The 14034-nt window shown below is 47.7% G+C and carries 15 protein-coding genes, 1 tRNA gene and 1 pseudogene; 9 read left to right on the top strand and 8 right to left on the bottom strand.

Annotated elements, in window-relative coordinates; all coding sequences use genetic code 11:
- The 3 genes and pseudogenes from QVP67_RS05815 to QVP67_RS05805 all read left to right on the top strand — a co-directional run.
- Positions 1-388 (top strand): annotated as a pseudogene (locus QVP67_RS05815) (MFS transporter); the annotation flags it as partial.
- A gap of 124 nt (positions 389-512) precedes the next feature.
- Positions 513-809 carry a GNAT family N-acetyltransferase gene (locus QVP67_RS05810; RefSeq protein WP_022162622.1) on the top strand — a complete coding sequence of 99 codons (297 nt, stop codon included), beginning with the start codon at positions 513-515 and terminating at the stop codon, positions 807-809.
- Between the two features lie 12 nt (positions 810-821).
- Entirely contained in the window at positions 822-1013 is a 192-nt protein-coding gene (locus QVP67_RS05805; protein ID WP_022162621.1) for a hypothetical protein, read from the top strand.
- 576 nt (positions 1014-1589) lie between these two features.
- Here QVP67_RS05805 and QVP67_RS05800 read toward each other — a convergent pair.
- The 8 genes from QVP67_RS05800 to QVP67_RS05765 form a co-directional block, all read right to left on the bottom strand.
- Positions 1590-1663 (bottom strand) — tRNA-Ile (locus QVP67_RS05800).
- Between the two features lie 628 nt (positions 1664-2291).
- The gene (locus QVP67_RS05795; protein ID WP_022162620.1) at positions 2292-2603 is read right to left on the bottom strand and encodes a DUF4491 family protein; all 312 of its coding nucleotides are present in this window, start codon (positions 2601-2603) and stop codon (positions 2292-2294) included.
- 3 nt (positions 2604-2606) lie between these two features.
- Positions 2607-3071, bottom strand: coding sequence for an Lrp/AsnC family transcriptional regulator (locus QVP67_RS05790; protein WP_022162619.1), 465 nt, complete (start codon positions 3069-3071; stop codon positions 2607-2609).
- A gap of 189 nt (positions 3072-3260) precedes the next feature.
- A complete protein-coding gene (locus QVP67_RS05785; protein WP_022162618.1) occupies positions 3261-4154 on the bottom strand; it encodes an FKBP-type peptidyl-prolyl cis-trans isomerase in 894 nt (297 codons plus the stop codon).
- A gap of 16 nt (positions 4155-4170) precedes the next feature.
- Complete coding sequence (locus tag QVP67_RS05780) at positions 4171-4764, bottom strand: FKBP-type peptidyl-prolyl cis-trans isomerase (RefSeq protein ID WP_022162617.1); 594 nt, start codon at positions 4762-4764, stop codon at positions 4171-4173.
- 329 nt (positions 4765-5093) lie between these two features.
- A complete protein-coding gene (locus QVP67_RS05775) occupies positions 5094-5999 on the bottom strand; it encodes a hypothetical protein (protein ID WP_022162616.1) in 906 nt (301 codons plus the stop codon).
- A 25-nt stretch (positions 6000-6024) separates the two neighbouring features.
- A complete protein-coding gene (locus QVP67_RS05770; RefSeq protein WP_022162615.1) occupies positions 6025-7158 on the bottom strand; it encodes an AAA family ATPase in 1134 nt (377 codons plus the stop codon).
- Positions 7158-8153, bottom strand: a complete 996-nt coding sequence (locus QVP67_RS05765) for a DUF262 domain-containing protein (RefSeq protein ID WP_022162614.1) — start codon at positions 8151-8153, stop codon at positions 7158-7160. The genes QVP67_RS05770 and QVP67_RS05765 overlap by 1 nt, the downstream gene beginning before the upstream one ends.
- A gap of 185 nt (positions 8154-8338) precedes the next feature.
- On the opposite strand from QVP67_RS05765, the gene QVP67_RS05760 reads away from it, so the two are divergent.
- From QVP67_RS05760 to QVP67_RS05735, 6 genes are all read left to right on the top strand, one after another.
- Positions 8339-9037, top strand: a complete 699-nt coding sequence (locus tag QVP67_RS05760) for an SIR2 family NAD-dependent protein deacylase (RefSeq protein WP_022162613.1) — start codon at positions 8339-8341, stop codon at positions 9035-9037.
- A 42-nt stretch (positions 9038-9079) separates the two neighbouring features.
- Complete coding sequence (locus QVP67_RS05755; RefSeq protein ID WP_022162612.1) at positions 9080-10819, top strand: tetratricopeptide repeat protein; 1740 nt, start codon at positions 9080-9082, stop codon at positions 10817-10819.
- A gap of 137 nt (positions 10820-10956) precedes the next feature.
- Positions 10957-11367, top strand: coding sequence for a hypothetical protein (locus QVP67_RS05750; protein ID WP_022162611.1), 411 nt, complete (start codon positions 10957-10959; stop codon positions 11365-11367).
- Between the two features lie 109 nt (positions 11368-11476).
- Positions 11477-12064, top strand: a complete 588-nt coding sequence (locus QVP67_RS05745) for a DUF5025 domain-containing protein (RefSeq protein ID WP_288179948.1) — start codon at positions 11477-11479, stop codon at positions 12062-12064.
- Positions 12065-12208: 144 nt separating this feature from the next.
- Positions 12209-12865, top strand: a complete 657-nt coding sequence (locus tag QVP67_RS05740; RefSeq protein WP_022162609.1) for a hypothetical protein — start codon at positions 12209-12211, stop codon at positions 12863-12865.
- Positions 12866-13011: 146 nt separating this feature from the next.
- The coding region (locus QVP67_RS05735) for an ATP-binding protein (protein WP_288179947.1) at positions 13012-14034 on the top strand (1023 nt) is incomplete at its 3' end.

Genomic DNA, 14034 nt, shown 5'->3' with positions numbered 1-14034 from the left:
TACGGTTGTATTCATTAGCGGCTATATCCAAAAGTATGGAGCAAGGTTTTTCTCTATTGTCGGAGGATGTGTGGTATTGGCTGCATGGTTCTTGGCATTTTGGGGGAATTCCAGCTATGTGTGGATGATAGTCGCTATCCTGTTGATTGATGCAGGAATGCAATGCATCCATCTGTCCAATCAGACCAGCGTGGTCGCCCTCGATGCATCCGCCATCAACCGGGTCAATACCGTTTATATGACCATTTACTTCTTGGGCGGTTCTGCCGGAACATTCGTTTCAGGTCTGTTTTGGCAACATTGTGGATGGACGGGTGTGGTAGGAGTAGGAATCGCTTTTACCGTAGCCTCCTTGCTTGTTAATTGCTTCAACTCTAAAACAGCATAAGTGTGGATGTCAAATATTCAGCCTGAATATAGTAATGCAGACCACGGTAAATGGAATGGCTACAGATTCATTGCCCGAAAACAAAGAGAATCTTTGTAGGAATAGGAAATAAACTGATAACAATATGGAGACAAAAGATGGTTTTATCATCCGTCCAATCAAGGAAACGGATAATGCTCAAATGGCTCGTCTGATACGATGTGTTATTGATGAATTTGGTGTGTCGCGTACAGGCACGGTGTATGATGACCCTGTCACGGACTGCATCAGTCAGTCGGTTGAAAATGTAAATGCAGAATATTGGGTGATTGATTACGGCGGAGAGATTCAAGGAGGCTGTGGCTTCTATCCCACCAAAGGCTTGCCCGGCAAGTGTGCTGAAATAGTCAAGTATTATTTATCGCCTGCTGTCCGAGGATAAGGATTGGGAGGCATGATTCTTGATTTGATTGTCTGCCGTGCAAAGGGAGCGGGCTATACCAGCCTGTATATAGAAACATTCCCTTCGTTTGGTAAAGCCATTGATATGTATAAGGAACGGGGATTTCAGCTGTTGGATGGTCAACTCGGAGATTCCGGGCATACGGCAACCAGTATATTCATGTTGAAGGTTTTAACCGACTGACACATAGCTTCCCGCATGACAACCTAAACCTCTGAGGAAATGCAATGCATTCATTTGTTATGGATAAGAGTTGCTTTTACCGTGGCTTCCTTGTTTGCAATTTGCCTTAAGCCTCAAACGGCATAAGAGTGGATGCCAATCAGCTGAAAGAATATTGGGAATGATTATTCCAGTCGGAATATTTTTCGTACTTTTGCATCCGTAAGAGTTACCCGAACAAGCAAAGCGATGCAGACTACGGCAATTGGAACGGTTACCAACTCATTACCCCAAAACGAGGTAATTCTTCTAACTCTTTTGATTTCAGGTAGGTATATTTCTTATACAGATTTACGAAATAATTCCTCGACAAGTTATTGCGGTCTTATCTTATCCCTTACACGAATAATCGCAGCGATTTATTAAAAAGCCAGATTTAGCCACTCTCTCTATTTAAAAATCTATAAAAACTCTCTGTAATTTCATGGAATTACAGAAGGTCACTATTACAGAGTTTCGCTTCAAAAAGGTCACCTGAAGGTCACTGTATAAAAGAAAAAGCACTTGCGATTTCTCGTAAGTGCTTGATTCTTAACGTGGACCAGCCAGGGCTTGAACCTGGGACCTCCAGATTATGAGTCTGTTGCTCTAACCAACTGAGCTACAAGTCCGGTGTATCCTTTTGTCGGATGCGGGGGCAAAAGTAATGCTTTTGCTTGAAATATGCAAGCATTTTCTGTTTTTTCACTTGTTTTTTTGATGGTTGAAGTCTTAAAAAAGGAGGGGCGGGACGGTTGTCCGAGCCGTGCAAGTGTCCTTCGTGAGCCGTGCAAGTGTTTCTCGTGAGCCGTGCAAGTGTCTCTCACGAGCCGTACTGGTGTCTCTCTCACGAGCCTGTTTGTGACTGCCATGTACTACTTTACGGCTGTAAAGTGCCTCATTACACTCGTAATTATACTGTTTTTACGGAATTATCCTTCATGCCTTCACTAACGTTCTTTGTGTGCTGATACATAGGCGGGTGTGGTGAAAGATGACGTTTCACGGCAGTTTCACAAATGGGGCGCGGCGAGGGCAATTTTGTAGCATGTTTCACTGTATTTTGCTTATAATAAGATGCTTACGTTGAAACTTTACCTTACAGCTTCCGCAATCCTTGTGTCGTGGTGAGAGCAAGGTGACATGTGGAAGTTGCGTCACCGCGATGGGGCGGCGATGTTACATAAGTGAAAGTCTATGTTACGTGAACGAAAGTCGATGTTACATAAACGAAAGTAGTGGAGGGAGGAGACGCACCTGTCAGAACTTGTAGGTACGTTTCGGGTTCTTGGGGAACCAGCCTTTCTTTACTCGTTCTTCCTGTTCGAAAATTTCCTTAATGGTCCAGAACGACGAGAAGGCGAAAACACCCAGCAGGGCCGACAGCAGAATGTTGTCGATACACACCGAAGCAGCTGTTCCCCCGATACCCAGCAAAAGGAATATCCACCAGCATCTGGTACCCCAGTAATATTCGGCCTTTACCACGATGGGGTGGAACAGGCCGATGATGAGGAACGTACAGATGCCGATGAACAGTCCGGCAAGATGGTATGTGTTCAGAAAATCCATGACTTATTTCTCCGGACAGATAGGTATTTCTTTCTTGATACTCTGTTCCAGTGAAATCAGTGTTTCGGTGGCGGTTACGCCGGGGATTTCCTGCATTTTGTTATTCAACAGGTCCATCAGGTGCTCGTTGTCGCGGGCATATACCTTGGTCAGCATGGTGTACGGACCAGTGGTGAAGTGGCATTCCACTACTTCGGGAATCTTTTCCAGCTGTGCCACTACCGTCTTGTACATGGAACCTTTTTCCAGCTTGATACCCACATACGTGCAGGTTCTGTATCCAAGGGATTTAGGGTTGACGTGATAACCCGAACCTACAATGACACCGAGATCAATCAGACGCTGCACACGTTGGTGGATGGCAGCACGCGATACGCCGCATTCGGCAGCTACATCCTTGAAAGGAATACGGGCGTTCTGGGAAATGATTTCCAGAATCTGCCGGTCAAGATTGTCTATTTTTTCCATAATAGTAAATTAGTAAAGTTCTTGTTCTTATCAAATAGTAAGCAAATATAGGACTTTATTTTAATTTCTCTATAAAATGGAAAGGAAAATTGTGAAAAACAAAAGAAAAAGCGGATAAGACAGGCTTTTTTCTGTGCATCTGTCTTATCCGCCCGGAATAACGTTCTGATAGGAAACGCTATCTTATAACTACTTCTTGTCGTTTTCGATACCTACCAGTTCTACTTCGAAGATCAGTGTAGAGAACGGTTTGATCTGTCCGCCAGTTTCTCTTGAACCGTAAGCCAGGTCGTAGGGGATGTAGAGTTCCCACTTCGAACCTACAGGCATCATGGTCAGAGCCTCAGTCCAGCCTTTGATCACCTGGTTGGCGCGGAAAGTAGCGGGTTGCGACTTGCCGTCTTTGTCTTTACGCTTGTACGAGCTGTCGAACTCTGTTCCGTCGATCAGGGTACCTTTGTAGTTTACCTTCACCTTGCTGGTATCGGCCGGGATGGCACCTGTACCTTTGGTGATGATTTTATATTGCAGACCGCTTTCGGTAGTTACCACGCCTTCCTTAGTCTTGTTCTCGGCCAGGAACTTTTCGCCTGCAGCCTTGTTGTCGGCATATTTCTTTTCAATGGCTTTCTCTCTGATAATGTCCATCTTGGTACGCATGTAGTCCTGAGCCTGAGCCATTTCCATGGCGCCACCCTTACCTACTACTCCGGCTACGAATCCTGCCAGCATGTTTTCGCGGCTCAGTGTCTGTGTAGAGTCTTCACCGAAGATCTGTTGGTTGAAGCCTTCTACCCATTGCTTGCTTACCATCTGACCAATCTGCAGACCAGCCATGTAGGCTACGTCTTCTTTGCTGATTTTTTGAGCACCTTCGTTGAAACCTTTCAGGAAGGTAGACATTTGAGTTGAGTCGATGCCTTGTTGTGCCAGATATTGTTCCAAGCCTTCAGTACGTGCCATACCGATGGCATAAGACAATGAGTCGATGTCCGTCTTGATGTTTCCTTTCGGACTTTGTGCAGTACAAGATGCCATACCGGCGGCTACTGCCAGAGCCATGACGATTGATACTTTTTTCATTTTGCTTTTAAGTTTATTATTTGGATAAGATTTTCAATAATTCTACGTCGAATATCAGTGTGCTGTGAGGCGGAATCATTTCGCCGGCTCCCTGTGCGCCATAGGCCAGTTCGCTGGGGATGTAGAGTTTCCACTTGGCACCTTCGGGCATCAGTTGCAGGGCTTCTACCCATCCGGGGATCACTTGGTTGACGCCAAACGTAGCGGGCTGTCCACGCTTGATGGAGCTGTCGAACAGGGTTCCGTCTATCAGCGTACCTTCGTAGTGGCACTGTACCTGGTCAGTAGCTTTGGCATAGTGGCCTACGTTGCCTTCCTTGATGACCTCGTATTGCAGGCCGCTGGGCAGTGTGACTACGCCGGGGCGTTTGCCGTTCTCTTCCAGGAACTTCTGTCCGGCTTCGATGTTTGCCGCGTTCATCTTCTGTTCCATTTCTTCGAAGTATTTGTTCACGATGTCGCGTGCTTCCGTATGGCTGATGGCTGTCTGGTTGCCTTCCAGCACATCTTTGATGGCCTGTGCGAAGTCTTCTACTACGATGCCTTTGGCACCCATGCTCCATAAGTTCTGACCTATTCCAAGGCCGATTGCATAACTGAATTTGTCCATAAGTCGTTTTTTCGTTGGTGGGGCAGTACTGATTATCTGCCCGTTGCAAATGAATGAGTGGCAAAAGTACGCCTTTTATTTGAATGATAAGGCGTTTGGTTATTTAATTTTTCTTATTTTATTCATGTTTCGCAAGCTCAACATGTAGTTGACAAGTAGATAGTTAACAAGGCTGGAAAGCCGAATATTGGACAGAACGGAAGAAGATATCTGCAGGATGTTGCCGGTTCTTAATCTTTACGGCCGCGCTTGTTTGCGTCCTATAGCTTTGTTTACTAAGAAGTTGAACTGTGTGCGGCGATTCAATTGCAAGGCGTGATGCCGCCTTTTCATACTCTGATGTTATGGCTCCGCTGCGGAGTGGCATCGGTTGTCTGACCGTTGTGTTTGATTTCTTTCAAGTGCCTGCCAGCGTAGTCGCACAGTTCGAAACGGATATCTTCGTGCTCCAGGTCGATACAAAGGTAGGTTGCGGTGTTCTTGAAAGCTTTGGAGTAGAAGATAACTCTTTTCTGCTCGTTGTTCGAGTTGATGCGCGACAATCGCGTGTGCAGACACCATCCGTTCATCAGAGCTATTTGGGTAGCGTGTTCGATGAGGTAGGCCTGCTTCTCTTCCGTCGAGGCGGAGTGGCGGTTGTCTTCGTGTCCTATCCGTGACAGATATTTGGTCACCATTTCCTGGTTCCATAAGGGCTCTTTTTCAGGGTTCTTCCTTTTGCATTCCTTCAACGAGGTGAGGCAGACAGCCATCTGCCCGGTTTCTGCCCGATACAGGTTTTTTACGGTGGCTTTTTGTACTTTTTTGCTGGTACCTGCACGCAGGAAACCCTCGATGGTGTCTCGCTTGTCTACTTCCCGAAAGGTGAAACTCACCACAGGGCGGTCGTCCGTACAGGCTTTGCCCAGTGCGGCGGAAGGGTTGCTGAAGTCTGCTTCTTCGCAGAACACGGTGTCGGCATCCAGTTCGTCGGGGCGGGCTTCGCGCAGGGTGCTGTCCATCAGGGTGACGATTTCCATCCGCTGGTCGTCGTTCAGTTCTTCCATCTGGAGGTAACAGTCTTTCCATGCCACTCCGCCCAGAGGCAGGCTCTTGTAGCCTTGCGGACAGACAATCTTGTCTACGCCGTATTCTTTCAGCCGGTCGGCAAGGATGCCAAAACAGCTTATAGCTTCCCAGTGTTCGCACAGTTTTCCGTTGCACTGGTACGATTGGTCGTTGAGCAGAAGTTCCATGAGGGGTAGTGGCTGAAGAAGGAGGTTAAGGTTGGTTGATTTGGCGCAAGGCCAGTTCCCATTCGTCGAAGAATCCTTGCGGCCAGTGGTCCAAGGTGCCGTCTTCTTCGAGCACGATGCGTTCGTTCAGATGGAGTTCGGGATGGTCCTTGTCCTGATAAATATAGTGTATTTCCACCTTGCCGGCATCTGTCCGGCCTTTGCCTTCCATTCCAGCTTTGGCCATGACCCGCACGCCGTTCAGCAGGTGGTCGCTGTGGGTTTCGACTATAATCTGTATGCCGTGTTCGGCGGCCAGTGCCAGCAGTTGCCCTGTGCGGAACTGTGCCGACGGATGCAGGTGGGCTTCCGGGTTTTCGATGATGAGCAACGAATTCTCCGGTGCCGTGAGCACGGCCAGTATAATGGGTAGTATATACGAGTTTCCGAAAGCTACGTTCAGGGGCGAAAAGGCTATTTCGTTGCCCTGCACGTTTTTCGAGTAGCTCAGGGTGACGCGGTCGGCAGTCTCCTGTGCGGCAGCCAGGCTGACATCGCTGCCCATGATGTAGCTCAGCCAGGCCGATACGTTGGCAAAGACGGAGTGGTTCTTTTCCAGCAGGCAGAGGGCTGGTACGGGTACCTGTTCGTTGCTGCTCATGGCTTCGTAGAAGCGGAAGGCGGTGTTGCTGCCGTGCTTGTCGCCCAGGCGGCTGTCGGTGTTGCTGGCGTTCCCTTTGCGGTAATTGCTTTGCGGAGCGGTGCGGTCGGCATACAGGTAGACGAAGCTGGGGGCGAAGAGCGGCCACGCTGTCAGTACGTGGTCAATGTTGTCCGAAGGAATGCAGGCAATTTCCGTATCGTCTGTCACGGCGTCCTTCAGGGTGAAGCAGGCTTCTTCCGATTGGTCATTGGTCAGCCTGATCAGGATGTCGGCATCTTCGCTCAAGGCATAGCGCATGGCATTGCCGTTGGTCAGGTCGGCCAGGTCGCCGTCGGCTTTTACGTGGGTGTGCAGGTCGGTCCGCTTGTCGTCGTTGCTTTGTCGCAGGAGCAGCAGGGCCTGGACGATGCTCGACTTGCCGGCACCGTTCACTCCCGTTATCAGTGTCAGTCCGCCCAGCGGCAGAGCCAGTTCATCGAAGCATTTGAAGTTCTTCAGGTATACGTGTTTCAGCATTATTTCGTTTCCAGTTGTTGTTTCAGATAAAGGTACCGTTTCAGATAGTTTTCCAGCAGTTGTCCCGTGTAGGGAGGGGTGGCAGGTATTTCTTTCCAGGCTTCTGTTGTCCATTCTTCCCAGTTGCGGGGAGGTTGTTGTTGGGGCTGGGCGGAAAGCAGTGCCAGCATAGCTTCCTGTTTTTCTGCTTGCTTCCGGGTTGTCAGTCTGAGCCGGTCTATTTGTTCGAAAGTCCTCCGGGTGGTTTCCGCAAAACGGCTTTCCTGTACAAGGCTTTCCAGATCGGGCTGTGTGAGCAGTTCGTTCACCAGTACTTCGACCGGAGTTTTCAGAACTTCATAGTTGCTGCGGAGCATGTTCAACCTATAAAGGTGGAAGACAAGCAGCCGCCCGGTCACTCCCTCCGGCGAATACACATCGAATCCGCTTCTGAGGAGACCGCTTCTTCTCGGATTTGTTTCCCGGCAAAGCCTTTTCAGCGTATTAAATCCGTCGGGGAAAAGGAAATCCCGACACGGATTGCTGACATCGCTATTCCCTTTTGCCAGCAGGCCGGTGTACACACCGTAGCGTACCAGGTCGGGCGTATTGGGGTTCAGCAGGTTGACTTCGAACCTGAAGTTCAGAATTTTACGCCTTACCAGCAGAGGAAGCTGGTCGAAGTGCTGGTTTTCGTACATGTCGCCCAGAAAGTAGAGCGACTGCAGGGCAAACCGTCCTTGGACGAAGTCAGACAGAGCCGTCAGGCGTTTCCGCCCGTCAACGATGTACCATTCTGTCTGGCTGCCGTCGAAGAAGAGAGCTGGTTGCGGTTGTCCTACAATCAGACTTTCGATGAAGCGCGATTGCTGTTGCGGCTGCCAGTCGCTTACTGTTCTCCGTCGGTGGAATGGGAGTGGTTGCAACTTGCCGTGCCACAGGTTGATGAGTTCTTCCGATGCGAAGAACTGGTTGCGGAAATGACTGAGTGTGGCTTTGTAACTGTCTGAAAACATACTTACTTTCTGTTGCGGCCTTTTTTTTGATTTGCCTGATGCAAATATAAATACTTTTTGCGGTATTCTTTTCCGAATAGGCCCGAAAGAAGTGCGAAAACCGGAGAAAAGATAGTTATTTTGCCCGAGAACGTTTATTTTTGTCCGTACGAATCAGTCAAATTATAAAGAGAAAGGAACAAGTTATGAAGAATCTGGTTGTTTTGTCGGGTGCAGGCATGAGTGCCGAGAGTGGTATCAGTACGTTCCGCGATGCGGGCGGGTTGTGGGACCGTTATCCGGTGGAGCAGGTGGCTACGCCCGAAGGCTATGCGCGCAACCCCGAACTGGTCATCAACTTCTACAACGAGCGTCGCCGCCAGCTGCTCGAAGTGGAACCCAACGAGGGACATCGGGGAGTGGTGGCTTTGGAGAAAGATTTCAACGTCACCGTAGTGACGCAGAACATTGATAACCTGCACGAACGCGCAGGCAGTACGCACATTATCCACTTGCACGGCGAGCTGACCAAGGTCTGCTCCAGTCGCGACCCCTACAATCCGCACTTCATCAAGGAGTTGAAGCCTTCCGAATACGAGGTGCACTTGGGCGACAAGGCTGGCGACGGCAGCCAGTTGCGTCCCTTCATCGTGTGGTTCGGCGAGGCTGTGCCCGAGATTGAGACTGCCATCGAATACGTGCAGCAGGCAGACATCTTCGTCATCATCGGCACTTCGCTGAATGTTTATCCGGCAGCCGGTCTGCTGCACTATGTGCCCCGCGAGGCGGAAGTCTATCTCATCGACCCCAAGCCGGTGGACACGCACAGCTCAAGGCCGGTTCATGTCATCCGTAAGGGGGCTTCGGAAGGTGTGGCCGAGTTGAGGAAGCTGTTGGAGAAGTAAGCTGAGGAACCGGAAACTTAAAAATCTGAAATCTGTTTTTACATGCGTACACTTCGCACACTGTTGCTTTTCTTCCCTCTCCTGCTGCTTGCCTTCGTCTCGTGTGGCAAGCGAAACGATAGTTTGCCTGCCTTGCAGCGGGTGGCCTTGCTGGCTAACACCCATCCCGACAGCGCGATGGCGTTGCTCGATTCGTTGCGCGACAGCATCTTCCTTCAGCCCCGTTCCGTCCGTATGTATTACGACCTGCTGACTGTGAAGGCACGCGACAAGGCTTACATCCGTCACACCTCCGACTCGCTTATCCGGAGCGTGCTTCGCTACTACGAGCGTCGGGACGACAAGAAATACCTGCCCGAAACTTATTATTATGCCGGGCGGGTGTATTCCGACTTGGGTGATGCTCCTCAGGCACTCAACTACTTTATCCGAGCCAGTGAAACGGCAGATGGGAAGGATTATGACTTGCTGGGACGGATTTACAGTCAGATAGGTATCTTGTACCTGTATCAAGCCGTTTACGACAAGGCTTTACCTGTTTTCCGGAAGTGTTATCAATACAACTTGTTGGAGGGGGACAGCGCAGCTTTGGTTTATTGCATTCGTAACATTGGTCGGACCTATAGTGTGCTAAATCAGGTGGACAGTGCACTTTATTATTATAAGGAAGCGGATAGTCTGGCAATCAGATTGGGTAGTAATTTTCTTAGAAGAAAAGTGAACGGGGAGCTTTCGGCCTATTATACGCAACTGGGGATGTATAAAGAGGCTTATAAGTGTTTACAAATGGCATTGTCACAGATGAGTCTTGCAGAAAGAGCACCTCGTTATAGTACGGCAGCTCGTTATTATTTCAGTGTAAATCAAATAGATTCAGCTTATTATTATTCGAAGCGAATGACCGAGATGGAGCGGTATTCCTACAAGAAAGAAGGATATGAGGGATTGGCCAGAATCGCACGCCTGAGGGGAAATTATGAAAAGGCGTTTGAGTATTTTGATAAATATCTGGTTTATGCAGACTCAACCAGTGAACTTGTCCGTACCGAAGCTGTCCGCAAAATCAATGCACTCTACAATTATCAGTTGCGGGAAGAGGAAAACAACCGGTTGCAAATGCAGAACAGGCAACAGAAAAATTATATTGTCTGGATTACAGCAAGCATGGTGGTAGTTGTTGCATTGTTTTTTGCCTATCGGCAGAACCGGAAACGAAAGGAAGAAGGCAGAATCAATCAATTGCAGAAATTAAAAGCCTTGGAAGAACAGAAGTATCGACAGAGCCAGGAGTTTATAGAAGAAAATAAAAAGCGGATAGCCGAACTGGAAAAAGAATTGCAAGAGGTGAGGACAACATCGGATATCTCCCGGCAAGAATTGCTCCATGCACAAAAACTTTCGTTAGAAAAAGACAACGAACAGGTAGAAGCACAGCAAAAGATGGAACAGGAAGCAGTAAAGGCGTTCCAAACTTCTGCGATTTATATAAAGTTTCATGAAACCGATGATAAGATATTGGAGGAAGACTGGAGTGAACTGATTTCAGCGATAGATAATACTTATCGGAATTTTACGCAACGGCTGAAAGACTTGTACCCAATGAATGAAGTGGAACTCCAGGTTTGTTTGTTACTCAAAATAGATATGCCTTTCAAGCGTATCGCTTTGCTTGTACTCCGCAGTAAGCAGGCTGTAACATCCATTCGCAAACGCCTGTACAAGAAAGTGTTCGGTCGGGAAGGTACGCCAGACGACTGGGACCGCTTTATACGGAATTTCTAAATAAATATCAAATCTCTTTGTACGCAAGTTGTACGCAAATCTTTCGTGTGGTTTGCGTACAACTTGCGTACTGTTTTTGGAAAGTAAACAGATAAATAGATTTATTTTTGTGCATGAATTTGAAAAAACGATTGATTATGAAAACAATGATGAAACTATTTTCTTTTTCTTTGTTTACTTTACTCACTTTATTTACAGTAACGGGATGTAGTGACGATGACTCTGATTTGACTGCTCTGATTGGGGAGTCCGTTTGGAAAGGTAAGCTGACCTCCGTGTTTGACGGGGTGAGTTATGAAAACGATGTCCGTATCGAGTTCTATCAGGATGGTACAGGTATCTTTTGTGAAGTCAAAACAGAAGAACGTTACGACGAGTTTACCTATCAATTGTCCGATAATGGCATTCAGTTTACTACTGTCCGCGAAGGAGCTCCCTTGAAAGGTTATTGGTGGTTGCTTGAGTGTTCTGACAACCAGCTTTCTTTAAGGACTCACATCGGCGATGAGGCTAATTATCATTTGTTGGAAATTGAACGGTTGCGTTGATTGAAAAGGATATAGAGAAGGAGGTGAATGTTTTTATGTTAAAAACATTCCCTCCTTTGGAATTTTTGCTTATTATGACTTTTTTTGTGCACGTCAATAATCTAAGAAAATGATGAAACACTTTAATATTTTCGTGTTAAGCCTTCTTATTGGCTTTGCGGCTTTGGCTGTATTTACCTCGTGTGATAATAGCGAAGAAATGGTGGAAGAAACTCCTCGCCCCTTTCCTCGAAGCAGTGTGTTTTGGGGGTATTTTGAAGGAACGGTGGGAGAAGAACAGTTTAGTTTGTCCAATTCGATTCAGTCGAGGCCGGTTGTAACTTCTTCCGGATCATTTCAATGGACAGATTCAGTTGTTCTTTTTATGTCGACTGGTATTGTACTTCGTGAAGACCTGGTGATGAAAGTGGTGCTGCATGGAATTGACGACAGCCGTAGCCCCCGTTACATAACCGATTATGACTATGACTTGCTGGAAACAAAAACCGATTGCATCAGACTGATAACGGGTGAAGGTGTGGATAAAACTTATTATATTCCGGACAAAGAACATCCGGTTCGTGCGGAAATATTTTATGTCAACTGGGTGACATCCATTTCACCTATGATCGAAGTGCTGGTGGATGGTGTGTTTTATAACCAGAAAAATCCTCTGGATACGATAACAGTAAAGGCACGTTACGGAGCAAGGCAATAATGTAATCAGAAGGTATTCGGCTTGCATGGCTGAAAATATGCCGTTATTGGCTTTCGTTTTTTTCCTAACTATCTAATAATTTTTTCCCAGTTAGGGAAATTTAGGAACGTGATTTATTCCAAAATATACAAAAGTTCTATAATGATGAAACGCTTCATTCTTTTATTCGTTCTGCTCTCAGCAGTCAGTTTTGCTTCTTTTGCACAGTCTTCTTCCGAAGGCAAGTTTACCTTGTCAGCCGAATTTGGTGCGGGGCATTTGTTAGGCAACTCCAACCTGTCGCCCTACGGTGTCAGCTATCGCGATGCTTACGATAAAGCTTTCAGCAGTAACGTTGAAGTTTTCTGGCTTTTGGACGAGCTGTGGCAGGTGGGCTTGAAGTACAACTTCTTCACTGCTTCCGAGAACTACGAGGTAGACGGTGTCGGCATGCTGGCCGAGAATGTGAACCTGAACTACATTGCGCCACAAGTGGGGCTGCGGCGGATGATTACCCCGCGGCTGTGCATGGAGTATACCATCGGAGCAGGTTATATGCACTACCGTGCCGAAGGTTTTGCCGATGACAAGGAACAACCGACTTATTCGACCGGCTTTTTGGGTGCTAACATGGACTTGGGCTTCAGTTACCGCCTGTATAAGGGATTTTACATGGGCGCGGGTGCTTCGTTGATCGGTGGAAACAGTTCGTCGCTGGATGTAGACGACGACGGAGTGGAAGGAACGGTCGATTTGAGCAAATGGAACAAGATACGGGTGCTGCGTGCCGACTTTCATCTGTCGTTCAAAGCAGTGTTCTGAAAGCTGACGTCTTAAGATAGTGTGCTCGATAAACAGAAGGCTTACAGAGAAGATGGAAAAGAAGATTGCTTGTGCATGACATAAAAATCTTTATCTTTGTAACAGATATTATTTCTGGTTCATTGGCAAGTAAATCCTGATGCATTATGAAAAGAAACTATCCGGTAGGCATACAGAATTTTGAAAAGATACGTAGCGGAAACTACTGCTATATCGATAAAACAGAACTGATTTACAAATTGGTGAAATCAGGGCAGTATTATTTCCTAAGTCGTCCCCGTCGGTTTGGAAAGAGTCTGCTAATCTCTACCATAGAAGCATACTTTCAGGGGAAAAAGGAACTTTTCGAAGGGCTTGCCATGGAGACGTTGGAGACGGAATGGACCGAATATCCCATCCTGCACTTGGATTTGAACGCCCAGAAATATGATACACCGGAAAGCCTGTACAGCATCCTTAACGATGCTTTGTGTGCTTGGGAGGCGATGTACGAAACCCGTCCCAGTGAGACGACCCTGTCCTTACGCTTCCAGGGGGTGATACAGCGTGCGGCAGAGAAGTGGGGGCGTAACGTGGTCATCCTCATCGACGAGTACGATAAACCCATGCTTCAGGCCATCGGCAACGAAGCGTTGCTGACCGACTACCGCAACACGCTGAAAGCCTTCTACGGCGTGATGAAGAGTTGCGACCGCTACATCAAGTTTGCCCTACTGACCGGAGTAACCAAGTTCAGCAAGGTTAGCGTGTTCAGCGATCTGAACAACCTGATGGACATCTCCATCGACGAACGCTTTACCAGTCTGTGCGGCATTACGGAAGAAGAACTGTTTACCAACTTCCAAGAAGACATCATCGAACTGGGGCAAGAGAACAAACTGACCGAAGAGGAAACCAAAGCTGAACTGAAAAAGATGTACGACGGCTATCACTTTGCAGAGGAGAGCGAAGACATCTACAACCCCTTCAGCCTGCTCAATACGTTTGCCAAAATGCGGTTCGGAAGCTACTGGTTCGAAACCGGTACACCCACTTTCTTGGTCGAACTGCTGAAGCACAGTCGTTACGATCTGCACCGCCTGACCGAAGAAATGGCTTCTGCCGACTCGTTGGGAGGCATTGATACAATGCACACCAATCCGGTGCCCATCCTGTATCAAAGCGGTTAC

Origin of the sequence: Bacteroides sp. CAG:633 (assembly GCF_000435115.1) — a bacterium.
GTDB lineage: Bacteria > Bacteroidota > Bacteroidia > Bacteroidales > Bacteroidaceae > Bacteroides > Bacteroides ndongoniae.
The sequence above is the reverse complement of the archived record's forward strand: the minus strand, read 5'-3'. Positions and strand labels throughout refer to the sequence as shown.